23 protein-coding genes are annotated in these 24,053 nt (G+C 35.3%); 19 read left to right on the top strand and 4 right to left on the bottom strand.

All coding sequences use genetic code 11. The features are described 5' to 3' along the window. The first annotated feature begins 599 nt into the window (after nucleotides 1-599). The 4 genes from AB3H93_RS08910 (at nucleotide 600) to AB3H93_RS08895 (ending at nucleotide 5,831) form a co-directional block, all read left to right on the top strand. Nucleotides 600-1,820 carry a DNA repair exonuclease gene (locus AB3H93_RS08910; RefSeq protein ID WP_207428600.1) on the top strand — a complete coding sequence of 407 codons (1,221 nt, stop codon included), beginning with the start codon at nucleotides 600-602 and terminating at the stop codon, nucleotides 1,818-1,820. Continuing rightward, nucleotides 1,817-4,516, top strand: a complete 2,700-nt coding sequence (locus tag AB3H93_RS08905; protein ID WP_053766257.1) for an AAA family ATPase — start codon at nucleotides 1,817-1,819, stop codon at nucleotides 4,514-4,516. Before AB3H93_RS08910 ends, AB3H93_RS08905 begins: the two co-directional genes overlap by 4 nt. A gap of 3 nt (nucleotides 4,517-4,519) precedes the next feature. After that, on the top strand, nucleotides 4,520-5,464 hold the full coding sequence (locus AB3H93_RS08900; RefSeq protein WP_368020455.1) for a 3'-5' exoribonuclease YhaM family protein: 945 nt from the start codon (nucleotides 4,520-4,522) through the stop codon (nucleotides 5,462-5,464). A 151-nt stretch (nucleotides 5,465-5,615) separates the two neighbouring features. Further along, the gene (locus AB3H93_RS08895; RefSeq protein ID WP_010720908.1) at nucleotides 5,616-5,831 is read left to right on the top strand and encodes a hypothetical protein; all 216 of its coding nucleotides are present in this window, start codon (nucleotides 5,616-5,618) and stop codon (nucleotides 5,829-5,831) included. A gap of 174 nt (nucleotides 5,832-6,005) precedes the next feature. On the opposite strand, the gene AB3H93_RS08890 is transcribed toward AB3H93_RS08895, so the two are convergent. The 3 genes from AB3H93_RS08890 to AB3H93_RS08880 form a co-directional block, all read right to left on the bottom strand. Continuing rightward, nucleotides 6,006-7,016 (bottom strand): peptidylprolyl isomerase, encoded by a 1,011-nt coding sequence (locus AB3H93_RS08890; RefSeq protein ID WP_161440461.1) that lies wholly within the window; start codon nucleotides 7,014-7,016, stop codon nucleotides 6,006-6,008. A gap of 176 nt (nucleotides 7,017-7,192) precedes the next feature. Beyond that, nucleotides 7,193-7,531, bottom strand: coding sequence for a YtxH domain-containing protein (locus AB3H93_RS08885; protein ID WP_010720906.1), 339 nt, complete (start codon nucleotides 7,529-7,531; stop codon nucleotides 7,193-7,195). Then, nucleotides 7,524-7,958: an HIT family protein gene (locus tag AB3H93_RS08880; protein WP_010720905.1), complete on the bottom strand. Its 435-nt coding sequence runs from the start codon at nucleotides 7,956-7,958 to the stop codon at nucleotides 7,524-7,526. The genes AB3H93_RS08885 and AB3H93_RS08880 overlap by 8 nt, the downstream gene beginning before the upstream one ends. A gap of 135 nt (nucleotides 7,959-8,093) precedes the next feature. Between AB3H93_RS08880 and AB3H93_RS08875 the strand changes: the two genes are divergently transcribed. From AB3H93_RS08875 to trmB, 4 genes are all read left to right on the top strand, one after another. Further along, the gene (locus AB3H93_RS08875; RefSeq protein ID WP_010720904.1) at nucleotides 8,094-8,831 is read left to right on the top strand and encodes an ABC transporter ATP-binding protein; all 738 of its coding nucleotides are present in this window, start codon (nucleotides 8,094-8,096) and stop codon (nucleotides 8,829-8,831) included. Next, nucleotides 8,824-10,035: an ABC transporter permease gene (locus AB3H93_RS08870; RefSeq protein ID WP_368020454.1), complete on the top strand. Its 1,212-nt coding sequence runs from the start codon at nucleotides 8,824-8,826 to the stop codon at nucleotides 10,033-10,035. The genes AB3H93_RS08875 and AB3H93_RS08870 overlap by 8 nt, the downstream gene beginning before the upstream one ends. A gap of 179 nt (nucleotides 10,036-10,214) precedes the next feature. Next, the gene (locus tag AB3H93_RS08865) at nucleotides 10,215-10,997 is read left to right on the top strand and encodes a phosphotransferase family protein (RefSeq protein WP_010720902.1); all 783 of its coding nucleotides are present in this window, start codon (nucleotides 10,215-10,217) and stop codon (nucleotides 10,995-10,997) included. A gap of 138 nt (nucleotides 10,998-11,135) precedes the next feature. Beyond that, nucleotides 11,136-11,789, top strand: a complete 654-nt coding sequence (gene trmB, locus AB3H93_RS08860; RefSeq protein WP_010720901.1) for a tRNA (guanosine(46)-N7)-methyltransferase TrmB — start codon at nucleotides 11,136-11,138, stop codon at nucleotides 11,787-11,789. Between the two features lie 113 nt (nucleotides 11,790-11,902). Here the strand turns inward: trmB and ade are convergent, their stop codons facing one another. Further along, a complete protein-coding gene (ade, locus tag AB3H93_RS08855; RefSeq protein ID WP_053766349.1) occupies nucleotides 11,903-13,633 on the bottom strand; it encodes an adenine deaminase in 1,731 nt (576 codons plus the stop codon). 130 nt (nucleotides 13,634-13,763) lie between these two features. On the opposite strand from ade, the gene comGA reads away from it, so the two are divergent. The 11 genes from comGA to AB3H93_RS08800 all read left to right on the top strand — a co-directional run bounded on the left by comGA (nucleotide 13,764) and on the right by AB3H93_RS08800 (nucleotide 23,982). After that, a complete protein-coding gene (comGA, locus tag AB3H93_RS08850) occupies nucleotides 13,764-14,693 on the top strand; it encodes a competence type IV pilus ATPase ComGA (RefSeq protein ID WP_368020453.1) in 930 nt (309 codons plus the stop codon). Continuing rightward, complete coding sequence (gene comGB, locus AB3H93_RS08845) at nucleotides 14,650-15,699, top strand: competence type IV pilus assembly protein ComGB (RefSeq protein WP_010737072.1); 1,050 nt, start codon at nucleotides 14,650-14,652, stop codon at nucleotides 15,697-15,699. The genes comGA and comGB overlap by 44 nt, the downstream gene beginning before the upstream one ends. Next, on the top strand, nucleotides 15,696-15,992 hold the full coding sequence (gene comGC, locus AB3H93_RS08840; RefSeq protein WP_010720897.1) for a competence type IV pilus major pilin ComGC: 297 nt from the start codon (nucleotides 15,696-15,698) through the stop codon (nucleotides 15,990-15,992). Before comGB ends, comGC begins: the two co-directional genes overlap by 4 nt. Then, entirely contained in the window at nucleotides 15,967-16,431 is a 465-nt protein-coding gene (gene comGD, locus AB3H93_RS08835; protein WP_025480307.1) for a competence type IV pilus minor pilin ComGD, read from the top strand. Before comGC ends, comGD begins: the two co-directional genes overlap by 26 nt. Nucleotides 16,432-16,459: 28 nt before the next feature. Beyond that, entirely contained in the window at nucleotides 16,460-16,732 is a 273-nt protein-coding gene (locus AB3H93_RS08830; RefSeq protein WP_368020452.1) for a hypothetical protein, read from the top strand. Next, nucleotides 16,707-17,141: a competence type IV pilus minor pilin ComGF gene (comGF, locus tag AB3H93_RS08825; RefSeq protein WP_368020451.1), complete on the top strand. Its 435-nt coding sequence runs from the start codon at nucleotides 16,707-16,709 to the stop codon at nucleotides 17,139-17,141. The genes AB3H93_RS08830 and comGF overlap by 26 nt, the downstream gene beginning before the upstream one ends. Then, nucleotides 17,110-17,481, top strand: a complete 372-nt coding sequence (gene comGG / locus AB3H93_RS08820) for a competence type IV pilus minor pilin ComGG (protein ID WP_034700733.1) — start codon at nucleotides 17,110-17,112, stop codon at nucleotides 17,479-17,481. Before comGF ends, comGG begins: the two co-directional genes overlap by 32 nt. Before the next feature lie 165 nt (nucleotides 17,482-17,646). Next, on the top strand, nucleotides 17,647-18,654 hold the full coding sequence (locus AB3H93_RS08815) for a class I SAM-dependent methyltransferase (protein ID WP_010720892.1): 1,008 nt from the start codon (nucleotides 17,647-17,649) through the stop codon (nucleotides 18,652-18,654). 24 nt (nucleotides 18,655-18,678) lie between these two features. After that, entirely contained in the window at nucleotides 18,679-19,863 is a 1,185-nt protein-coding gene (locus AB3H93_RS08810; RefSeq protein ID WP_010737077.1) for an acetate/propionate family kinase, read from the top strand. 223 nt (nucleotides 19,864-20,086) lie between these two features. Beyond that, entirely contained in the window at nucleotides 20,087-21,301 is a 1,215-nt protein-coding gene (locus AB3H93_RS08805; RefSeq protein ID WP_368020450.1) for an immunoglobulin-like domain-containing protein, read from the top strand. Nucleotides 21,302-21,543: 242 nt separating this feature from the next. After that, nucleotides 21,544-23,982, top strand: a complete 2,439-nt coding sequence (locus AB3H93_RS08800) for an immunoglobulin-like domain-containing protein (RefSeq protein ID WP_368020449.1) — start codon at nucleotides 21,544-21,546, stop codon at nucleotides 23,980-23,982. Nucleotides 23,983-24,053: the final 71 nt, after the last annotated feature.

Genomic DNA, 24,053 nt, shown 5'->3' with positions numbered 1-24,053 from the left:
GTTCATCTGCTTTTTTGTTTGCATAAATTAAGAGAAAATAAAAAGTTAGGAATAATCGTATTTGGGATTGTTCCTAGCTTTTTTACAAACAAAGGTATATTAAAACAATGAAGATGGACAAGCGAGGCATTCCTCCTATTTAGCTGGTTTTTAGTAAAAGATAAAAGGTGACAAAATTAAATATAGTTAACAGGTTGTTTGACGAAGTGAGGCTGCCAAGTAAAAAAATTGCACTGAAATTTGCAAACAGATTAAAGATAGACAGCTGGAAATACAAGTTACGCTACATATCAAAAGACAGTGTGTTAATTCCCCATTTTCTTTTTCTATCCTTTTAGAGAAAAAGGAGTAAATAATCCTCATGTTTCTACTTTTACCATAAAATACAAAAAAGTTAGGCATAAAGCAAGGGGAGAATTGGTCGGAGTAATCTATTCGAGTGAATGCGAACAAATTTTCGGTTTTTGATGAAAAAAAGCAATGAAAATGGTATGATAAAAGGGCATATAATTTTATAAAGCAGTACCTATTTTATAAAAATTATTCAAATAAAGCCGGATAAGGCATAAATTCATCTTGAGTAAAAAGGAGGACACTCGATGGTTAAATTCATCCATGCAGCTGATTTACATATCGATCGCTCTTTTGAAGGACTAGTAAATTTAGATAAATCGGTACAGGAAAAATTATTAGAGGTTAATTTAAAAGTTTTAGCAAATATTGTAGACAAGGCTATAATAAATGAAGTTGATTTTGTTTTACTTGCGGGAGACACCTTCCATCAAAATCGTCCTTCATTAAAAATCCAAAAACATTTTTTTGATCAAATCGAACGATTGAATGAAAAAGAGATTGCTGTCTATTTGACATTTGGAAATCATGATTATTATCAATCAGAGCGCTACTGGTTTACTTTTCCCGAAAATGTCCATTTATTTACTTCGGAAGAGGTAGAAACAAAGACATTTTTATCTAAAAAAGGGGAAAAGGTCGCCATCAGCGGGTTTAGTTATTTACACCAATGGATACAGGGAGATAAAGTTGCTGAATTTCCTTTACGACACTCAGTGGATTATCATATCGGTCTGTATCATGGCGAAATAGGGAGCAATCAGAGGGGAAACTATGCACCTTTTCAGCCGTCTAAAATGCAGGAAAAAGGCTATGATTATTGGGCATTAGGACATATCCATGTGCCAATGTCTTTAAACGAAAAAGAAACAATGAATTATCCAGGGGCACCTCAAGGCCATACCCAAAAAGAGCAGACAGCTAGAAATGTTTTATTGGTTGAATTGACCTCCAGTGAATGCCAGACGATTCCGCTAGAGGTCGCAGAAGTATACTGGGAGAGTAAGACCGTGTCTTTAAAAACTGCTCGGACTACGCAAGACGTGTTACAAGTGATCCAAGAGCAGTTAACTATGGGAAATCCAAAACTGACGTTGTTAGATTTAAAGGTAACAGAGTATCATCACTTGAACCAAGAAGTGATTGATCGAATCTATTCTGGCGAATTACTTGAGTATTTAATGGAAAAAATAGCCAACCTGTCTACAAATTTACTTATTTGGCGTATATCTATTAAGGAAGATGAAAGAATGAATCGAGTATCGTTGAAGGTCTCACAGACATTAGTTGACCAACTCTTTGAAACTTATCGGGTAAGTGAAGATTTCCATCAGATTTTAGGTGAGATGTACAGTCATCCTGATGCGGTTCGCTTGATGAATGATTTACCTGAATATCAGGAAGGTACCTTGACTAAAGCCAAGGAAATACTGGAGCAAGATTTTGTGTTTGAGGAGGAAAGTATATGAGAATCCTTCGAATCGAAATAGCTGCATTTGGTAAGTGGAGACAAAAAACATTTGATTTTATTTCTGGAAATCAATTGATCTACGGTGAAAATGAAGCAGGCAAGTCAACGATTTACCAATTTATTCAGGCTGTATTATTTGGCTTCCCTTCAAAAGGAAAGAAGAAAAAAGACTATACGCCGAAAGATGGGGCTGCCTATGGTGGAAAAATTTGGTTAGAACATCCAGTTCATGGAGAAATACTAGTTGAACGTTACAAACAGCAAAATCGTGGGAAATCCAAAGTCCTTTTTAATGAGCAACAGGGAAGTGATGAATTATTAGAGAAATTACTTTCTCCACTAACAAAGGATTTATTTCAGCAGGTTTTTACTTTTCAACAAGAACAGTTAACTGAACTAGATCATCTACGAGAAAAAGAATTACATGATGCACTGATCTCATTAGGGATTACGGGTAGTTCGTATGTTTTTCAAAAAAGACAAGAATATTATCAGCAAGCCCAACAGCTTTTTAAGAAAAAAGGGCAGAAACTGCTTATCAATCAGAAATTGAATGAGTGGAAGAACCTTCAAGAAAGAGTCCATCAAAAACAAGAGCAGGAATCTTTTTTCGGTGAACTCGTTCGACAAGAACAAGCCTACAGTCAAGATCAAAGAGAGCTACAAAAAAAACTCCAAGAGATAAACGAAAAAATTTCTCAGATCAAGCAGCAAGAGCTGAATTATTCTTTATACGAAGAGTGGCAAACACTTAAAGCCAATACCTTACCACAAGTTCCTGAAGAACAGTTGCTTTTAGACTTAGAGGAATTCACTAAACGCTATCAGCAGATGACGGAACGCCTAGATGAGCTCGAAGCTACTTTAGAAAAACATAGCGGAATGGATCAACAGTCGGCACGATATTATTTCTATTTGGAACAAGAGCAAGTACTAAAAGAATTGCAACAACAGCAAACACAAATCGAACATTGGCTGAATGAATGGCAAAGACTCCAAGTGGAAGAACGAGAAATTGATTCAGAATTAAAAATTTTAGAACAAAGCTGGCAATGGCAACGGACACAAGAGCCACAAGAATTTTTGCATACTGAAGAGTGGCAACAACTATTTTCTGAAAATCGTTTGTTGAAAGAACAAGCCAATCAATTATCAATCAGATCAGAAATCGTCTTAGAGCAGCAGCGGACGATTGAAGCGGAGATCAACCAATTAGAAGCCACACATCCAGAATTATTACAGTCGGCACCTTCAGAAGTTCGTTCAAAGAACAAAACACCGTTTGCTATTATCGGCGGATTCTTTTTTGTGGTGGGGATCTTCCTACCAATGCCTTGGAAACTAGGAGTCTTTTTATTAGCCTTAGGTACATTGGGGTATTCATTTTATGAAAGGAAATCACTGAATGGTCAGAAAAGTGATTTATCAGAAATCAAAGGTAAGTGGCAAGAAAAACTGGGACAATTAGACAATACGTTAGCCCAAATCGAAGAGATTAATCAAAGTAAAAACAAGCTAGTGATTGAACAACAAAAAATCCAACAAAAAGCTTTCGATTTTACAAAGGTCCATCACTTAGGAACGATGAATACCTTAGAAGCGATGAAGGAATATGGGCATGAAGTATCCGATTATCAAGACTTGTATAGCCGCTTGATCAAGAAACAAGAACGAGCAAATGAGATTCAACAAAAGTTGGTACAGCTTGATCGTCAGTTTGAATTGATTAAGGAATGGTTACCGTTACAAGATAAAGGAATCGCTGAAAAAATGGTGCTTTTAACGAACTTCATCCAAGAAATGGAACAATTGAAATTCGCTAGAAGTTATCAACAAAATACACTATTGAAACAAGAAATCAACCAATTGAAAAAGAAACAAAAAAGTTTGATCGAACACTATAGCGGACAGATGGAACAGGTCGGACTTGCTTATCCATCCGAAGTAGCTGCTTATTTGCAAAAAGCGCAACAAACAAAAACACAACTTCAACGACTAAAAGAGTTGGATGAGATTCTCGCGCCACTTTTTCCAAAAAAACGGACACGGGAGCAATTAAGTACTGAACTGTATCATAATCAAGAGAAACAACGGCAGTATCAGTTTGAAGAAAAACAATTGATCGAACAACGTCAGCGGTTAAAGATCCAAATCGAGGAATTACAAAAAGATGGTACGTTGGATGAGATGTACCAAGAAGAAAGTTTATTGAGAGCACAACTGCAACAACTGATGGAACATTGGGGCGGTCTAATGGTCGCTGGGACTTTTTTAGGGGATCTGTCTACAGAAATGAGTGAACGTCAATTACCACAATTGTTAAAAGCTGCTGGTCACTATTTAGGAGTCTTAACACAAAATCATTACCAAGAGATATTATTGAGAAATGATACTTTGACGCTAACAGACGGTGTAACTGATTTTCCCATTTATGAATTATCTACAGGAACGAAAGATCAACTGATTATGGCCATGCGCTTTGCCTATCTATCGTTAGAATCAAAACGTTCGATTTGTCCAATTATCATTGATGACGGTTGGTTGCATTATGACCATCAAAGAAAATATCAATTAGCCAAATTGTTAGCTGATTTTGGTCAAAATTATCAAGTTATTTGTTTTTCTTCTGACCAAGAAATGGTAAGCTATTATCAAGAGCTTCAACAATCTGTGAATATATTAAAGGATGTATAAAGAATGAAAAAAATTCGTGAATTAGTTGTCGATGAACAATTTGAATTGTTTGTTTTAATTAAAAATGCTGATGTCAGAGTTGCGAAAAACGGAAAAAAATTTATTGCATTTACTTTTCAAGATACGTCTGGAACGATTGATGGCAAATATTGGGATGCTTCTGAGGAAGAGATCAAAAAGTTTACTCCAGGAACAGTTGTTTTTTTAAACGGGAAGCGGGAAATCTATCAAGGAAACCCACAAGTAAAGATTTTGCATATGCGATTGACTAAACTCGAAGAGCCAAGTGATCCTGGTTCTTATATGGAAAGAGCTCCTTTGAAAAAAGAAGAAATGGAAGAAGAGATCAACCAATTATTATTTGAGATAACGAATGCTCATTGGAATCGAATTGTCCGTCATTTACTAAATAAATATCAAAAGCAATTTTTTGAATTTCCAGCGGCAAAACGGAACCATCATGCTTTTGCGAGTGGATTAGCTTACCACACAGTAACTATGTTACATTTAGGTAAAACGATTGCTGATGAATATCCAGAATTGAATCGATCGTTGTTATACGCAGGAATCATTTTACACGATCTCGGAAAAGTGATTGAATTATCTGGACCGATGAGTACGGAATATACTTTAGCGGGTAATCTAGTGGGGCATTTGGTACTAGTAGATGAAGAAATCACGAGAGCATGTATCGCGTTGAAAATAAATGAAGCAGATGAAGATGTTTTGGTATTAAGACATATGGTCTTAGCACATCACGGCTTATTAGAATACGGATCGCCTGTTCGACCACGTATCATGGAAGCAGAAATCTTACATCAGATCGATAATCTCGATGCTTCAATGCAAATGATGTTGACGTCGATTCGTCAAACAGAACCTGGAAAATACACTGAACGGATTTTTGGAATGGAAAATCGTAGTTTCTATGTTCCCAAAGAACTATAGATAACTAAAGGCACGTAGCCTAACACGAACTACTTGTGAGCCTACGTGTCTTTATTATTGGAAAATTTATTTTGTTATTGATAAAAATCTACAATAGTGTAAGATTGTAGTCAGATGAGAAACCGTTTTACTAATAGGGGGAAAATAGTTAATGAATCATTATATCCAATCTCTTGGCGTTCAAAGAGATCCGCTATTTTTCTGGGTATTGGGAATTTTCTTCTCAGTATGTTTGTTGTATATGGCTTATAAATTGAGAAACAAATCCAAGATTGCTTTGATTACTTTAACGACTACGGGCGTCTTTATTTGTATTTTTGCTATGTTTGCAACGATCGTTACACTGATGACCAGAATCAGTTACTAAAAAACAGCTCTTTGTCAAAGTGAATAGGTAGCGAAAAAACATCAAAGTCAATCATTTACTTTGGTGTTTTAATCTATGCTTATCTTTTATAAAAAATAAGGTGGAAATTACGATCCTTCTTAGAAATTATAGCGTCAAAAAAAAACAGACCAGGATAGGTCTGTTTTTTTCATCTTATTTGCTTGATGATTCAGTTGTTTTAGATTCAGAAGTTTTTGTTGATTCAGTTGTTTTAGATTCAGAAGATTTTGTTGATTTTGTTTTAGACTCAGATGTATTGGTATTAGCTGTTTCCATAGTAAATGGCGTTAATACATTTTTAAAGGCATCATCTGTGACTTTTACATTTTCTTCTTTTAATACTTTAGCGATAATTTCTTTTTGTAGGTCTTGATCACTTTCTTTTGTATCTCGGGCGATTGATTCTAATTGTTTCTTGTATTTATTCATGTCATCGCCTTTATTTTGGTTTTTGACCATTTTTACAACATAATAATCTGTTGAGTATGAAGTTGTATTTGTCGCTGAGATAACGTCAGATACTTGACCGTCTTTTAATTTGAAGGCTGCTTCTTTCACTTCAGTTGGAACATCTGTCGTTTGAGAATCAAATTTGATTTTTCCGCCATCTTTTTTAGTTGCTTCATCGGTTGATTTTTCTTTTGCCAGTTTCGCAAAATCAGTTCCGTCATCTGCTGATTTTTTCACTTCTTTTGCTTCATCTTCACTGCTTACTTTAATGATTTGTGCTTCAACTTCTGGATGGAAAGTTTTCCAAGCTTCTTTTAAATCTTTTTCTGTCACTTTGACGTTAGCACTTATACCAGCTTTTAATACTAAACTGCTTCTAAGTGCTTGTTTATATGAGTCTTCTGTATAACCAGCTGCTTCTAATTGTGATTTAAAGGTGTCACCGTAAGTTTCTTCATTCTTTTTGTATTCAGCATTGACATCTTTATCCGTTACTTTATCGCCATATTTATTTTCAAAGGCTTTGTAAATAATCATATTTTGAACTAATTGTTGGTTGTTTTGCGTATGTTTTGCTTCATTATAAAAATCTTCAACCGTGATAGTTCCGCCTTTCATTGTGGCGATGTCTTTATTTGTACTACCTGAACAAGCAGCTAATGCTAATACAGCTAGCGCACTAGTTGCAGCTAAAATTATTTTTTTCTTTTTCATTAAAATTGCTCTCCTGTGATTTATTATTATTCTTACAATAATAACTATACCATATCTATTTATTAATAAAAACGTTCTCGTGATAGTTTCAAATAAAATTCAAATTTTGATCACATTCCTAACTAAAAATTAAAAAAACAATAAAATTAAAATCAAAAGTGTTATAAAATTCCGCATTATTGCATGTCTTGTGGCAAATCATTTGTTAATTTTTCAACTTGTTCTTGGATTTGTGCAATTCTTGGTTCTGCTTGAAATTTAAAATTTTCAATATCTTTTTTCATTGATTCTTGAAAAGCGGGGATCAAAGTATTAGCTGTTTCTTTTGTGTCAACTAATGCTTGTTTGAAATTATTAAGACTGTTATTTAAATCATTTGTTAATTCCGTTGCTTCGTCTAGTTCAGCGATCAATTTTTTTCTGGTTTCGTTCCCGCTTCTAGGAGCAAATAACAACCCGGATATAGCTCCAACGGTCGTTCCAAAAACGATTCCTTTTAAAAAGTTTTTAATCAATGTTCTTCACCTGCTTTACAATGGTATGTTGAATTTGTTGCAATTCTTCCGCACTATATTCTGACTGATGGTTGCCAAAGTGGATCGAAAAATCATCTTCTTTACTATAGCGAGGGACCAAATGGACATGTGAATGAAATACAGATTGATAAGCCAATTCACGGTTATTATTCAAGATATTCAGTCCTTGCATCTCAGGAAAGGCTTCTTCAATTGAACGAGCAATTTTAGGGATACGTGAAAAAACATCAGCTGCTAGTACTTCGTCATATTCAAAAATATCAGAAACGTGTTGTTTTGGAATAACTAGTGTGTGTCCTTTTGTCGCTTGGGATATATCTAAAAATGCATAGACTTTTTCGTCTTCGTAGATTTTATAACTAGGGATTTCTTGTTTAATAATTTTACAAAAGATACAGTTTTCCATAGGAAACATCCTTTCCATCAAAAATATTATTTATGTTAACTTTACCATATGTTCAAAGATTTGTATGAAAAAAAATAAATTGACTTCGTTTTCTTCATGGTATAATAAAAACAATCGAACGACGGAGGAAAAATTATGAGTCTAATTGTGGAACATGTAACAGGTGGCTATGGACATCTACCTGTTTTAAAAGATATTAGTTTTAGTGTACAGCCTGGCGAAATGGTAGGATTGATCGGTTTAAATGGCGCTGGAAAAAGTACAACGATCAAACATATCATTGGCCTCTTAGAACAAAAAAAAGGATCTATCACGATTAATGATCTGAGTTTGAAAAAAAATACTGAAGAATACCGAAAACAAATCGGTTTTATACCTGAAACGCCTTCTTTATATGAAGAACTAACTTTAAGAGAACATATCGAAGTGACTGCGATGGCCTATGATATTCCAATCGATATAGCGATGCAACGAGCTGAGAAATTGTTACATACGTTTCGTTTAGAGAATCGTTTGGAATGGTTGCCAGCCAATTTTTCAAAAGGGATGAAACAAAAGGTGATGATCTTGTGTGCTTTCTTGATCGAGCCTTCTTTGTATATTATTGATGAGCCTTTTTTAGGATTAGATCCATTAGCAATCAATGCTCTTTTAGAACTAATGGTAGAAATGAAAAATGAAGGTTCAGGGATCTTGATGTCTACGCATATTTTAGCTACGGCAGAAAAATATTGTGATCGTTTTGTAGTTCTGCACAATGGAGAAATACGTGCAGATGGAACCTTAAAAGACTTACAGGAGGAATTCCGACTACCTGATTCTTCACTGGATGAAATTTATATCTCCTTGACAAAGGAGCAGGATCATGAATAATTTCTTTCAATTGCGATTAGCAAAACACCAGAAAAAAATGATGAAGTATTTGCGTTATGTACTAAATGATCATTTTGTATTGGTTTGCTTATTTCTATTTGGCGGAGTCGGCTTTTATTATTCAAACTGGTTAAAAACGTTAACGACTCCTTTTCAAATGGGTGGGATTATCCTTACGATCTTTTGGTTTATTTGTTTGTTTTTTGGTAAATTTGCCACTTTCACGCAAGCGGCCGATCTGGTTTTTCTACTACCGAAAGAAAAGGAGATGCATCAGTATCTCCAACGAGCTTTTCTTTATTCCAGTCTATTTCCTTTTCTGTTCTTAGGACTAGCTTGTGGCTTTTCAATGCCCCTCGTGGTTGTGACAACCGGGCAGCCTTTTTCTTTTTATTTCGTTTATTTACTGATTCTCTGGGGATTGAAGAGTAGTCAACTACAAATCAAACGAGTGGAGCTTTTCCGAATTGAAGAGAAAAAATTGATGGTATGGAAAGCTTCTTGGTATCTTTCGACATTGCTGATCTTGTTGCTTACGGTCTATGGATGGCTCTGGCTTGGATTGTTAGCTATGTTGATTCAATTAAATATTTACTTTTGGTTTTTATGGAAAAATATGACGTATCGGTTGGATTGGGAAAAAATGATACAAAAAGAAGAGCAACGTTTACATCAAATCTATCAATTCATCAATCTTTTTACTGGCGTGCCGGAAATCACTTCTAAAGTCAAAAGAAGAAGGTATTTAGACCCGTTGCTTCAACATACGAAGAAAACGAAAGATAATACTTATTATTATCTTTATGTCAGAAGATTTATTAGAGGTTCTGATTTCAGTGGTCTTTTCTTACGCTTAGTGTTGATTGGAAGTATCTTGATTGCAGGTATTGAAGATGTTTATTTTATAACTGCTATTGGTGCGCTTTTTATCTATTTGATCGGATTCCAAGTGATTCCTTTATACAATCAATTTCGTTACATGACACTTGTCCAACTTTATCCAATCACGGAAAAGCAAAAAGAAGTTGCGCTGCAAAAGTTATTGTTAAATCTTTTGCTGATTGCCGCTAGTCTTTTTGGATTGATTGGTGCGATCGTATTAAATGGTCTAGACAAACTCATACCGATTATCAGTTATTTGATCGTCATCGGCTTGTTTATTAAAATCTATACACCGACTCGGATCAAGAAAATGAACGAATAAAAGAGGTGAAAAAACGAGAGAATAAGGCAGATTTGCTTTTTCTCTCGTTTTTTTGATAAAAGATGGTTTTTTAGAGAGGAATACAGGAAAAAAGAACGTATATGTGCTTGACGTTCGGGGCTTAGGCGACTAGAATAATAAGTACTGCAAATCATAGAGTTTAGAGGACGGGAGAATGCATGATGGAGTTTCAGTTAGACCAAGAATGGCGTTTACGCCCAATCAAAGGTGATACGGGAAAAACATACATAGGCATGCGCGATGAAGATAAGGTCTTTATTAAACGCAATACGACTCCAATGCTTGCTGCACTATCCCGAGAAGGAATTACACCAAAACTGGTATGGACGAAACGGACAGGAAATGGCGATACCTTAACAGCACAGGAATGGCTAGAAGGACGTTTATTAACTCCGACCGAGATCGGCCAGCGAAATGATGTTATTGATGTCTTGTATCATTTGCATCATTCTGCTTCACTTAAAACGATGTTGACTCGGATCGGTGGTAGAGTGATGACACCAGAAAAAATGTTGCAACAATATGAACTGGAGTTACCTGAGACACTCAGAAAGAATCGATTTTTACAAATCGTTCACCAGTTTTTGCGTCAACAAATTCCACAGATGGATAAAGAGAACTTTGCAGTTGTACACGGAGATGTCAATCATCGGAACTGGTTAGTGTGCAAAAATTATTTGTATCTAGTTGATTGGGATTCAATTATGTTTGCTGATCCAGCGGTGGATATTGCCACGATTTTAGGGAATTATGTTCCATTATCTAATTGGAATCAATGGCTCGTTACTTATGGGATTCGCCCAACGGATGAGATATTAGAAAAATTACATTGGTATGCTGCGATGAATCTTTTACAAGAGATTACCCGATATTGTCAGCGTGAAGATCATCGACGAATGAATGAAGAGATCTTACAGTTGAAGAGAATTTTTAGTGGTTGAGCAAAGAGTCAAAAAGAATGAGTACGGTGTACGAATAAAGCATTTATTGTCGATTATTTATTCAGAGTTAAGATCAGAAGAGTAGAACATCACTTGTCTGATCTTTATTTTTTTAGGAAAGAAAGGAATGGAGTTTTCATGCGTGTACGTAATCGCCCAGGTGCTGCTGAAATGCTAGCAGCGCATCCAGATCTAGTAATAAGTGAACCAACCAAGTGGAGAGGTAAGTGGAACGAACTATTTGGCAATGAGCAGCCGATCCATATTGAAATTGGTATGGGAAAAGGTCAGTTTATCACAGGAATGGCTAAGGCTCATCCTGAAATCAATTATATCGGGGTAGAAATGCAAGTCAGCGTTGTATCAATTGCTTTAGATAAATTAATTGAACAACCATTACCAAATTTAAAACTATTGCATGTTGATGGTTCAGCGTTGACGGAATATTTTGCAGATAGTGAGATTGATCAAATCTATTTGAACTTTTCTGATCCGTGGCCTAAAAAAAGACATGAAAAACGCCGGTTAACGTATCATACATTTTTAGCTGTGGATGAACAAATTCTACGCCCTAAAGGAGAAATCCATTTTAAAACAGATAACCAAGGACTATTTGAATATTCATTAGCTAGTTTTTCTCAATACGGCATGATCATCAAACAAGTATGGTTAGATTTACATCAAAGTAAATATGAAGGAAATATCATGACTGAATACGAAGAAAAATTTTCTTCAAGAGGTCAAAGAATCTATCGTGTTGAAGCTCAATTTCCAGATAAAACGAAGAAATAATGACTTCATTTAATCAAAAGCAACCGAAACATTTTTGTTTCGGTTGCTTTTGATTGTAGATGCAGCTGTTCGAGCAAGGAAAAATTGTAGGACAAAATATTTTCGTATTTATTTTATATAGAAGGTTCAATCAAGTTAAATTTAGAAAATGAAAATAAGCCTTTATCTGTGATCTTTAATTCGGGGATGACAGATAATGTTAAAAATGAAAGTGTTAAAAATGGATCGAATGATTGACTGGCACCTAACGCATGTGCTTCTTTAGTTAAGGAAACTAGCTGCTCATTCACAGCTAAAAAAGGTTCTTGAGACATTAAGCCACCGATTGGTAAGGGTAAACAAGCCAACTCTTGACCATCTGCAACAGCGATCATTCCGCCACCTTTTTTGATTAATTGGTTTGCTGCTATTAACATATCTTCGTCATTCGTTCCCACCACGACGATGTTATGGGAATCATGCGCAACAGTTGTTGCAAGAGCTCCTTTCTTTAGTTGAAATCCCTTAACGATCCCAACGCCAACATTTCCTGTTCGATGGTGACGTTCGATCACAGCAATTTTTAGTTGGTCGTTGGCAATTGAAGGAACAAAGACACCGTTTTTTGTGTCTACTTCTACGAGACAATCATTGGTCAATAAACTATTAGGAATGACTTCGATCATGTGGGCTTTTTCAGTACAAAGTGGTAAAGCAAAAGAATCGACCGTTAATGGTTTCACATCCATTTTTGGTAATTTTTGAGCATAAGTATTTTTTTGTCTCGGAAATTGTTCCAGATTCAATTGTGCATTCTCTACCACGATTTTTCCATTAGAAAAGACAGTATTGATTGGAAGAGTCGTTAAATCATTGGTTAAAAAGAAATCAGCTTGATAGCCAGGTGCGATGGCGCCTAGCTGACTTAAGCCAAAACATTCGGCAGCGTTTAGTGTGGCCATTTGAATAGCTTGTAATGGTTCCATTCCTAAATGGATTGCTTGGCGTATGATGTGATCGATAGAGCCTTCTGCAACCAGATCATCGATCAGTTTATCATCCGTGACAAATAAACAACGTCGTGAATTTTCTGGTGTTACAACGGGAAGGAGTGCTTCGAGGTCTTTTGCAACTGTCCCTTCTCGAATCATTAAATACATCCCTAAAGCTAGACGTTCTTTTGCTTCTTGTGCGTTAGTCGCTTCATGGTCGGTTTTTATACCAGCCGTCAAATAGACGTTTAGCTCATCTCCTTGAATACCAGCTGCATGACCATCGATTTTCATATTTTTCTCATGCATCAATTGTAATTTATCAATGATGGTTTTTTCGTTATTTGCAACAGCTTGGTAGTTCATCACTTCAGCAAGTCCCAACACTTCAGGACGATCAAGAAAAGGAATGAATGATTGGGCGTCTAGCACTGCGCCGCTTGTTTCAAAAGGTGTTACAGGAACGCAGGATGGCAGCATGATAAAAATATTCATTGGTACGGATTGGGCATCTTCAATCATAAAATCAAGCCCAATACTTCCTGCTACGTTTCCTATTTCATGAGGATCAGTAATTACCGAGGTGACGCCATGTAATAAAGAAATTTTTGCAAACTCGCTTGGAGATAAAAGTGAACTTTCGATATGCACATGCCCATCAATAAGTCCTGGTACGAGGTATTGATTTTTTGCATCATAGATTTCTTTGCCTTCGTATTGACCGATCCCCACGATTTTACCGTCACAAATCGCAACATCACCGGTTAGGATTTCTTTTGTAAAAACGTTGACGATTTGTGCATGTTTGATTACCAGATCAGCTGGTTCTTTTTTCCCAGCGACTAAAATATGCTTTGTTCGTAATGATTCCACCATGTTCCCTCCAAAATAAATTTTTAATAGTATAACATAAATTCGGATTTTGCCCATCTTTTAGCATTTAATGATACAAAAATAAAATAGTATTAGAAAAAAGACGTATGTTTTTTATGGAGGGGATAAGATGGATATAAAGGAGATATCAGATGATCTCATTAATGAAAGTTATAAAAAACGTGTTCAAGATATCTATATAATGCCTAATCAAACTGATTTCAATATTTATTACCGCTATAGTAAAAAACGAACATTCCAAAAAAGTATTGCACCAGATATTGGACAACAATTAATCTCACGCTTTAAATATTTAGGAGAGATGGATATCGGTGAGAGAAGAAAAGCGCAATTAGGTGCAATGACTTACGTCTTAAAAGAAAAAGAGGTCAGACTGAGACTGTCTTCTGTAGGTGATTACTTACAAAGAGAAAGTTTGGTGATTCGATTACTTTATGATTTGTCTGAAAAACAGTTCCGCTGTTTTTGTCCTGAGGATTTAAAGGTGATCAATGAGCGGAGTAAAAAGCGTGGGCTCTATTTGTTCAGCGGACCAGTTGGATCAGGAAAAACTTCTTTGATGTACTATTTGGCACAAGACAAAGAGGTACAAGTAATTACAATAGAGGACCCAGTAGAAATTGAAGAAACAGCCTTTTTACAATTACAAGTAAACGACAAAATCGAACAAACGTATGAGGAATTGCTGAAGCTTGCGTTACGTCATCGTCCAGATTTATTGATCATTGGAGAAATCAGAGATAGCAAGACAGCGAATGTAGCAATTCGAGCAGCGTTGACAGGTCACCGTGTATTTGCGACGGTTCATGCCCGCCATTTAGATGGAACCGAAGCGAGAATTCTTGAATTAGTTGGCAGAAGCGATGAGTTTTTTGAATGTTTATCTGGCGTAATCTACCAAGAAATCCTTTTAGACCAAACACAAGCAGCAGCGGCTTTATGGGGTTACAACTTTACCTACAATGATTTTGAGAGGAAAGGGTGGGACCAAAGCTATGAAGAAGCAAAAAATAGTCGCTGGCGATCGTTTGCCTTCTAAGAAAATGTCACTGAACCATCAAGCAAAGTATATTCGACTGATGGGGGAGTTACTTGACCATGGATTTAGTATTCAAGAAGCAACGGAAATATTGTTGAAGATCACACCTGTCCCCCATATTTATTTACAGCAAGGACACCGTTTATTGCAAGAAGGACATTCTTTTTATGAGGTTCTACAAGCATTGGGTTTTACTCAAGACAAGCTTGTGCAAATCGAGTTAGCCAGTGCGCATGGGAACTTGATCCAAACATTGAATGGGATGGCAGAACAATTTCGTCTCGTAGCAGAATTTCGAAAAGAATTAAAAAAGATGATCAGTTACCCGTGTTTACTGTGTTTGTTTTTATTAGGGATCTTAGTTGCATTACGCCAATTTATTTTGCCACAGTTATTAACTTCGGAAATGGTCATGGATACGCATTGGGGAATCCGATTCTTGCAGTCCTTTCATTGGTATGTTCTTCTTGTTTTACTATCTGTTGGTTTATTATGTCTGTTTATCAAGATCAGGCTCCTAAAAATGGATATGATTCAACGAGGGGAATGGTTCAGCAACAAACCATTGATTGGTTCGCTTTTTTCCCTCTACCAGTCTTCTTATATCGCTTTAGAATTTGGGAAATTATTCTACGAGGGATTAGAATTGCGCCAAATTATTTTTTGTTTGAAAGAAACAAAACAAGGGAGTTTGATCCAACTATTAGCATTTCGTCTGACAAAAGGGTTAGAATCAGGAATTTCTTTAGCACAGCAGTTTGAGACTTATTCATTTTTAACGGCTGAATTTAGTCAAATCGTTTTACAAGGGGAAGCAAAAGGAAACTTAGGTAAAGAACTTTTGTTTTACAGTAAATTAGCAAGACAGCATTTTTTCCAAAAGGTGAACCGTGGACTTTCATGGATACAGCCAGTCCTTTTTCTAGGAATTGCCAGCTTGATTCTATTGATTTATGCAGCAATTTTACTGCCGGTTTATGGCAACATTGAGGAGGTTTTATTATGAAATATCTAGTCAATTTCAGACGAAAACAATTAAGGAATGTTGAGAGTTTTACGTTGATCGAAATGCTGATCGTCTTATTAGTGATCAGTGCATTAGTTCTCTTGTTCATCCCTAATATTTCCCGCTATCGAGATCATGTCAATCGAGAAGGCAAACAAGCAGTGATGCAATTGGTCGATGCTCAAAAAGAATTGTACTCTTTGCAAAATAATGGGAAAGTCCCAACGATCGCAGAACTCTTAAAGGAGGGATATATAAAGCAAGAACATGCAGATGCCTATAACCGCAAATAAACCAATTTGCTTTACTGGTTATACTTTGATTGAAACCTTATTTGTTTTGACGATCACTTTAGGATTATTTCTATTCCCTTCACTTTCGGTCTCAGCTTGGCAAAAGCAGATGACAATAGAGCAATTTTTTGCACAATTTGAAAGTAGGATATATGCCACGCAGAAAATAGCCATTGTCAGCCAACAAGCTACAAGAATCTTTTACGATCAATCAAAGAATCAAATTGTTTTTGACGTACCTAATCCAAATCTCGGTTGGTCAACTTTAGAGGTGCCAGATGAAATTACTGTCCAACAGATGGAAAAGCTCATATTCGCTTCGGGAACCGGCAATGAAAGTTCATTGCAAGCCTATCGGTTCTATTGGACAAATAAAAGACAAACAATCGTTTATCAATTTCAGCTAGGGAGTGGCCGATATATTAAAAAAATCGAATAGACATGCTTTTGTTCTATTAGAAACAGTAATGGCTTTATCCATTACCTTATCGTGTATCTTTCTTGTCAGCCATGGGAATTTGTATTTATTAAATGCAGAAAAGCAAAATAATCAGGAAATCTTATTACTTCGCAGGCTATATGAAGATGTAAAAACCTACCGAATGTATGAACAAATACCGAATCGAACGTTAAATGGACCAGATAGTCAGACAACCATAACCGCTAAAAAGAAAAAGATCGAAAAAGTGAAGCTCACACAAGGAGACAAAGTGATTGAGATTACCAAAATACCAGAATAAAGCTGCCTTTACACTGATTGAATGTTTGATTTCGCTTGCCATTTTAAGTGCTATTTTACTTTCAATCAGTCTTTTAATCAGGCAAACAACGAAAGTGGAACAATATTTACAACGAAAGGATCAAAAAGAGTGGCTGATTTTTTTAGCTCAGTTTGAAGAAGAAATAAAAAAAGGAAAAAATGTCGTCATTAAAGATAACCGTATTTATTATGAGTTGGAAAAGAAAACCTATTTATTTGAGCAATATCATGCGTTGATACGTAAACGAGAAGTATCAGGGGGACACCAACCTGTGTTGACACAAGTTAAGCATTGGGAAGTGAGAGATTCTACTGCAGCTATCACATTTTTAATCGAATTTATAAACGGAGAAAAGTATGAGGGAATTTGGACCAAGCCACTATCATAAAAAGCATAACAAGGGGTTCAGTAGTAATATCTTATTCTCAACCTTACTATTGTTTTTAGTTTGTAGTTCCTTATTGTCGATCATTGTACAAACTTATCGCTCGACAGTAGATTTGAATCAACGCACCAAAAATTATTATGTAGCAAAAATAATCAAACAAATGGTTTTATCTGAAAGTAACGAGTTGAAAGAACAGGGAATGTATCAATATAATTTAGGAAAGGCTCATTACAAAAGAAAAGCGAATCAGCTAACGATCGAAATTCAGATCGAATCTCAGCATTTTCAGTTCATGGAAATGCTTAACAGTGATACAGAAAGTAACACAGAAAGCGAGTGAATCCATGAAAACGCACTCTTTTCTGTGTTACCGCTGTTTACATAACGTTTATGTTTTTTATTTCACAAACAAAAAAGTGTGAAAACGATTGAAATTTTGCTCATAGTTCGTTAAAATTAAACAGGTAAAATAATTGTTATAATATATCTAGAAATGAGGTGCACCATGTTACCAGAAAAAATGGAACAGGGGTTTGAACAAAACCTAAAAGCGATTCAGCTTTTACAAAATGCATTGGGAACTTCCTTTTTAGAAGCCTATGTCGAAAATGCTGAAAACTTAATCGACAACTATCAAGTACGAGTGGTAGATGGAGTACCGTCTGAAGAAATCAAGCAACAGATTTCTGCTTTGTATAAAGAACTCAGTCAACTTTCCTTTGAACCAGAAGAGTGGCGCCGTCTGTCACAACTACTGTTACTAAAGGGGAGTCAGACAGAACATCTTCAAGCGAACCATCAACTTACTCCAGATAGTATTGGTTTTTTATTTGTCTTTTTAATTGAACAGCTATTCACAAATAAAGAAGAGCCAATCAAGATTTTGGACATTGCAGCAGGAATGGGCAACTTGTTATTAACAGTTCTTTTAAACCTATCAAGTGCGGGATACCAAGCGGAAGGGATGGGTGTAGATATTGACGATACGTTATTAGCGGTTGCTGCTTCAACAAGTGATCTGACTCAGGCGAATGTTCAATATTTTCACCAAGATGGCTTACAAGAATTACTGATTGATCCAGTGGATGTAGCTATCAGCGATTTACCGATTGGTTATTATCCGAATGATCAAAAAGCAAAAGAGTTTTTAACAAGCACCACACAAGGGCATAGTTATGCCCATCATCTGCTATTAGAACAGGCAATGAAGTATGTCAAACCAGATGGATTCGGTCTGTTTTTGATGCCAAGTAACTTCTTAGAAACAGAACAAAGTGAAGAAGTCAAAAGATGGTTTAAAGAAGAAGGATATCTTCAAGGAATGATCCAATTACCAGATGAATTATTCCGTAACAAGCAATCACAAAAAAGTATTTTGATCTTGCAGAAAAAAGGAACAAAGGCAAAACAAGCACAAGAAGTATTACTTGTAAAACTTGATTCACTAAAGAAACCAGAGAAGGTGACTGAATTTTTTAAAGAATTTGAAACATGGAAATCGTCTTCTCTTTAATCACGCACTAAGAAGGAGAATTATATGTCTAAAACAATTGCTATCAACGCTGGAAGTTCAAGTTTAAAATGGCAGCTATATCAAATGCCAGAAGAAACCGTAATTGCTAAAGGAATTGTCGAAAGAATCGGTTTAGAAGATTCAATTTTTACGATCAAATATGGTGAAGATCAAAAATTTGAGAAAATCATGGACATCGATGATCATGAAGTAGCAGTAAAAATGTTGTTAGATCAACTGATTGCATTACAAATCTTAAGCTCTTACGATGAAATCACTGGTGTAGGACATCGTGTGGTTCATGGTGGAGAAACTTATGCTGATTCTGTAATCGTGGATGAAGCTGTGATGGATCGCATTGAAGAATTGGCAGAGTTTGCACCATTGCATAACCCTGCTAACTTAATGGGTATCAAAGCATTTAAAAAAATCTTACCTGATATCCAAAGTGTGGCTGTGTTTGACACGTCATTCCACGCAACAATGCCAAAAAGCAGTTATTTGTATAGCTTACCTGTTTCTTACTATGAAGATTTCAAAGTAAGAAAATATGGCTTCCATGGTACAAGTCATCGCTATGTAGCAGAACGTGCGGCTAAGATGTTAGAGAAACCAATCGAAGAGTTGAAATTGATCACTTGTCACTTAGGGAATGGTGTTTCAATTACGGCAGTAGATGGTGGAAAATCAGTTGATACTTCGATGGGATTCACACCACTGGCAGGTGTAACAATGGGAACACGCTCAGGGGACATCGATCCAGCTGTTTTACCTTATCTAATGGAAAAATTAGAGATTGATATTGATGAAATGGTCAACATTTTAAATAAAAAATCAGGTTTGTTAGGTCTAACAGGTTTATCAAGTGACATGCGTGACCTTGAGAAAAACTATGAACAAGAGCATATCCATTTGGCATATGACATCTTTGTAGACCGTATCCGTAAATATATTGGTGGATATGTGACAACGATGAACGGCGTTGACGCAATTGTTTTCACTGCTGGAATTGGCGAAAATGATGGGCACGTCCGTAGTGAAATCATTAAAGGCATGACATGGTTTGGTTGTGAAATTGATCCTGAAATGAATAAAAAACGTGGGGAAGAATTAGATATCTCCACAAAAGATTCAAAAGTCAAAGTACTTGTCATTCCAACTGATGAAGAATTGATGATCGCTCGTGACGTGGAACGTTTACGTAAATAAATATTCTAATGAAATAGTTGTTAGCCTTTTTTAGGTATGAAATAGTGTAACGAACGTATCATAATTTTAAGAATAAATTTTTTCCGAAGTGAACATTGTTCACTTCGTTTTTTTGTTTTGTCTATAAAAAGTGATTGATTGAAAAAAAGAAATGTTCTTTTTTAAATCAATAAAAAATATAGAAATAAAATAAAGTATTATGAAAAAAAGGGAGGAGATTGAATTGAGAAAAACAAATCGATTAACGATAACGATTATGAGTGTACTAATATTAGCTAATTCATCTATAACTGCCAGTCCATTTGTATACGCAGAACAAAATGAAGTCTCAGGAAAGAAAACAATGAAAAGTGAAATCAGCCAGGCAAATATTTCAGGTGAACATTCAGATGTGAAACAAACGAACATTCCTAATGATCAAAACGTTAAGAAAGCGACTGAGGCAGTGAAACTTCTGTTTGATGAAACAGGAGCAAAAACAAGTAATACCCAAGCAAAAATTAATGAAGTAAAGCTACAAGTAATGGAATTAACAGAAAGTGTACAAAAAACAAAATTATTTGAAAAAATTGTTCAAGCGCAAGAAATGTATGATTCAAAACAGACTAAAATGACAAATTCTAAAGAAAAAAATGGACAAAAAGAATTTGACGAAAAAACTCCTTCCTGTACAATCGACCCCTATATTTATGGAAACGTATATATGACTGGTGCTTATGAAGGGGAAATCAATCAATTTGAATTGATTGTTGGCGATAAAGAATATACCCCAGGTTTTACTTTGTTACCAAATAATCAGTACAAACTTTATATTGGAAAGAAAATTCCGCCTTCAATTTTTTCAGTCACAGTAAAAATCTTTGATAAAAAAGGAAAAGAGACAAGTTCTCAAAACGTTTCAGTTCAAGCACCGAAACTCACCATTAACAATTACACATTAGGAGAAAACTATGTCAAAGGTGAGTTTATTGGTGATGTTGCTAAATTTAAATTGAGGGTGGGGACCACAGGAAGCACGAAAGAATACACTCCAGGTTTTAGACGATTAGCGAATAATCAATTTGAAGTCTATGCGAAAGATAAAATATTACGTGGAAGTAAAAGAGTCGTTTTGGTTGCTCTGAATTCAGAAGGAGATTTGTTAAAATCTGGTTTAGTTAGAGTCCAATCTCCCTACTTAGATATAAATGACTATAAATTAGGAAATGAATATATTACAGGTACCTATGCTGGGGCAGTAAAGAAATTTAAGTTAGTAGTGGATGGGAAAGAGTATTTTCCAGGATTTAAATTGTTAAAGGATAATCAATTTGAAGTCTACGCGAAAAACAAGGTATCGGCGCTAACTAAATCTATTACTTTGATTAGTTTAGATGAACAAGGAAAAGAAATCGTTAGTAAGCAAGTGGTTTTCATTGATTCAACGAATAAAGACTGACTATTTTTATAGCTGAAGCATTAACGACTCGTATAAAAAGTTACTTGAATAGAAATAGAAGAACAGCCAGTGTCACAAACAAAAATTTTTTTACCGAAGTGAGTAACTTTAACATTGTTTTTTATTTTATAAAATAGTCTATTTAAAAAAATGACATTTTTTTTTAAATAATTAAAAAAATAGCGAGCCCGAATAGGTTATTATTTCCTTAAATCAAATAAACAAAAAAGGGTGGTTTTTAATTGAAAAAGGGGAACTTGAAAAAGAATTTAGTGTCGTTTTCAACTACGAGTGCATTAGTATTATCTAGTTTATCTGGAGTAGTGACACCAATGGTCCATGCAGATCAAAATGGGGCGGGAGAAGGCATCACTATTACTACTTCGGAAAAAAATGAGAAAAAAGAAGAAGCAAATCAATCAAATCAATCAAGTCAGGCGAGTGAAACAAGTCAAACACACGCTTCAGAAGAAAAAGAAAATAAAAAAGTAGAAGAAACAACAACATCTTCCACTACAAAAGAACAGAACGCATCAAGTGTGCCAGTACCGGAACAGAAGAATACACTTGCAGATGAAGTGATTCAACAGGCTACTGATGCAGTCAATAATCTATTTGATGGAAATGGAGCAAAAGTAGGCAATACTAAAGCTCAAATTGATGCGGCGAAACAACAAGTCGAAAGCTTACCAGATAGTGATCAAAAAACAGCGTTGTTGGAAAAAGTCAATCAAGCACAAAAAGCATACGATACATTGATGCAAAAATGGCAAGTTGCGAATGAGACGATGGATAAACACTTTATTGATGGAGATATCGGTAATCCTAAAGGTAGTTTTACAACAGAAGAAATGATCGATCTTGCAGAAAAACTAGGTGAACTTCCTTATATAAACATTCCATTTTTAGAAGGCTATACGACCAATGAATTGCATGAAAAATACGATCAGTTAATTGCTGTATCAAACGCAACGCCAGTGGTGGATCGTCTGTTTTTTAATGGTAAACCAAGTACAAACAATACTCAAAATGATATTAATACTGCATTGAATCTTGTCCACCGTCTTGTGGATGGACCTTATAAAGACAGACTATTAGCGAAAGTACAAGAAGCACAAAAAGCTTATAATGATGCACATATTGTCCAAGATCCTGCAGAAAAACAAGCGGTAGAAGCTGTAAATCAGCTCTTTAATGGAGACACTCCCAAAGAAAGTAATACTCAAGAAGCAATAGATGAAGCTAGAAGAAAAGTAGATGCGGTAAATAATATATCTCCTGTTAAAGCACAATTATTGAAAAAATTAGAAATCGCTCAAGCAGCTTTGGATGATAGAGTAAATGCATTCAAAGTGGATGTTTATCATTATGGAAATGTCCATATGACGGGAGAATACAGTGGGAAAATCAAGAAGTTCAAGTTGATTGTTGATGGCAAAGAATACACACCAGGATTTAAATTATTAGCAAACAATAAATTTCAACTTTATATTGGGAAAAGGATTCCTTCGACAACAAAAACAGTTACAGTGAAAAGTTTTGATTCAAATGGAAAAGAAACAGGTACAAGAGAAGTTGCTGTACAATCACCTAAATTAACGGTGGAAGAATATACAGTAGGTAAAGATTACATCAAAGGTCAAATTGCAGGTGAGGCTAAACAATTCAAATTAATTGTTGATGGCAAAGAATATACACCAGGATTTAAACTTTTAGAGAATAATAATTTTGAAGTGTATGCAAAAAATAAAGTAACAGTAGATTCCAAAAAAGTGATTTTAAAAGTTTTAAATGCTGAAGGTATAGAAATCGGCATGCAAGAAATCACCCTTAACGCTCCAAGCTTAGTTGTAGATTATTATAAAGTAAACACTGATTATATTACAGGAAGCGTGACCGGCAATGTCAAGAAATTCAAATTGATAGTAGATGGAAAAGAGTACTTCCCAGGATTTAAGTTGTTAAAGAATAATCGATTTGAAGTATATGCAAAAAATAAAGTATCAGCAACGTCTAAAACAATTACTTTAGTGAGCTTAGATGAACAAGGGAAAGAAATTTTGAGCAAACAAGTTTCTATCTTGAATTCAGCAATCGAAGATGCTTTAACGATAGTAAATAATTTGTTTGATGGAAATGGAGCAAAAGTAGGCAATACTAAAGCTCAAATTGATGCGGCGAAACAACAAGTCGAAAGCTTACCAGATAGTGATCAAAAAACAGCGTTATTGGAAAAAGTCAATCAAGCACAAAAAGCATACGATACATTGATGCAAAAATGGCAAGTTGCGAATGAGACGATGGATAAACACTTTATTGATGGAGATATCGGTAATCCTAAAGGTAGTTTTACAACAGAAGAAATGATCGATCTTGCAGAAAAACTAGGTGAACTTCCTTATATAAACATTCCATTTTTAGAAGGCTATACGACCAATGAATTGCATGAAAAATACGATCAGTTAATTGCTGTATCAAACGCAACGCCAGTGGTGGATCGTCTGTTTTTTAATGGTAAACCAAGTACAAACAATACTCAAAATGATATTAATACTGCATTGAATCTTGTCCACCGTCTTGTGGATGGACCTTATAAAGACAGACTGTTAGCGAAAGTACAAGAAGCACAAAAAGCTTATAATGATGCGCACATTATTGTACTTCCTAAAGGAAATAAATAGGCGAATTGATGACAAAGAAATATTTTTATCATGAAATCGATTAGGTTAGAAAAAATGATTGATTGGATAAA

Source organism: Enterococcus sp. C74, from assembly GCF_040887125.1.
Lineage (GTDB): Bacteria > Bacillota > Bacilli > Lactobacillales > Enterococcaceae > Enterococcus_B > Enterococcus_B hirae.
Note: the sequence above shows the minus strand (reverse complement) of the source record. Positions and strands in the feature narration are given on the sequence as shown.

What these genes read in the sequence shown, in the direction of transcription:
- AB3H93_RS08910 (WP_207428600.1), top strand. Translation starts at nt 600, where the DNA reads ATGGTTAAATTCATCCATGCAGCTGATTTACATATCGATCGCTCTTTT.
- AB3H93_RS08905 (WP_053766257.1), top strand. Translation starts at nt 1,817, where the DNA reads ATGAGAATCCTTCGAATCGAAATAGCTGCATTTGGTAAGTGGAGACAA.
- AB3H93_RS08900 (WP_368020455.1), top strand. Translation starts at nt 4,520, where the DNA reads ATGAAAAAAATTCGTGAATTAGTTGTCGATGAACAATTTGAATTGTTT.
- AB3H93_RS08895 (WP_010720908.1), top strand. Translation starts at nt 5,616, where the DNA reads ATGAATCATTATATCCAATCTCTTGGCGTTCAAAGAGATCCGCTATTT.
- AB3H93_RS08890 (WP_161440461.1), bottom strand. Translation starts at nt 7,016, where the DNA reads ATGAAAAAGAAAAAAATAATTTTAGCTGCAACTAGTGCGCTAGCTGTA.
- AB3H93_RS08880 (WP_010720905.1), bottom strand. Translation starts at nt 7,958, where the DNA reads ATGGAAAACTGTATCTTTTGTAAAATTATTAAACAAGAAATCCCTAGT.
- AB3H93_RS08875 (WP_010720904.1), top strand. Translation starts at nt 8,094, where the DNA reads ATGAGTCTAATTGTGGAACATGTAACAGGTGGCTATGGACATCTACCT.
- AB3H93_RS08870 (WP_368020454.1), top strand. Translation starts at nt 8,824, where the DNA reads ATGAATAATTTCTTTCAATTGCGATTAGCAAAACACCAGAAAAAAATG.
- AB3H93_RS08865 (WP_010720902.1), top strand. Translation starts at nt 10,215, where the DNA reads ATGATGGAGTTTCAGTTAGACCAAGAATGGCGTTTACGCCCAATCAAA.
- trmB (WP_010720901.1), top strand. Translation starts at nt 11,136, where the DNA reads ATGCGTGTACGTAATCGCCCAGGTGCTGCTGAAATGCTAGCAGCGCAT.
- comGA (WP_368020453.1), top strand. Translation starts at nt 13,764, where the DNA reads ATGGATATAAAGGAGATATCAGATGATCTCATTAATGAAAGTTATAAA.
- comGB (WP_010737072.1), top strand. Translation starts at nt 14,650, where the DNA reads ATGAAGAAGCAAAAAATAGTCGCTGGCGATCGTTTGCCTTCTAAGAAA.
- comGC (WP_010720897.1), top strand. Translation starts at nt 15,696, where the DNA reads ATGAAATATCTAGTCAATTTCAGACGAAAACAATTAAGGAATGTTGAG.
- comGD (WP_025480307.1), top strand. Translation starts at nt 15,967, where the DNA reads ATGCAGATGCCTATAACCGCAAATAAACCAATTTGCTTTACTGGTTAT.
- AB3H93_RS08830 (WP_368020452.1), top strand. Translation starts at nt 16,460, where the DNA reads ATGGCTTTATCCATTACCTTATCGTGTATCTTTCTTGTCAGCCATGGG.
- comGG (WP_034700733.1), top strand. Translation starts at nt 17,110, where the DNA reads ATGAGGGAATTTGGACCAAGCCACTATCATAAAAAGCATAACAAGGGG.
- AB3H93_RS08815 (WP_010720892.1), top strand. Translation starts at nt 17,647, where the DNA reads ATGTTACCAGAAAAAATGGAACAGGGGTTTGAACAAAACCTAAAAGCG.
- AB3H93_RS08810 (WP_010737077.1), top strand. Translation starts at nt 18,679, where the DNA reads ATGTCTAAAACAATTGCTATCAACGCTGGAAGTTCAAGTTTAAAATGG.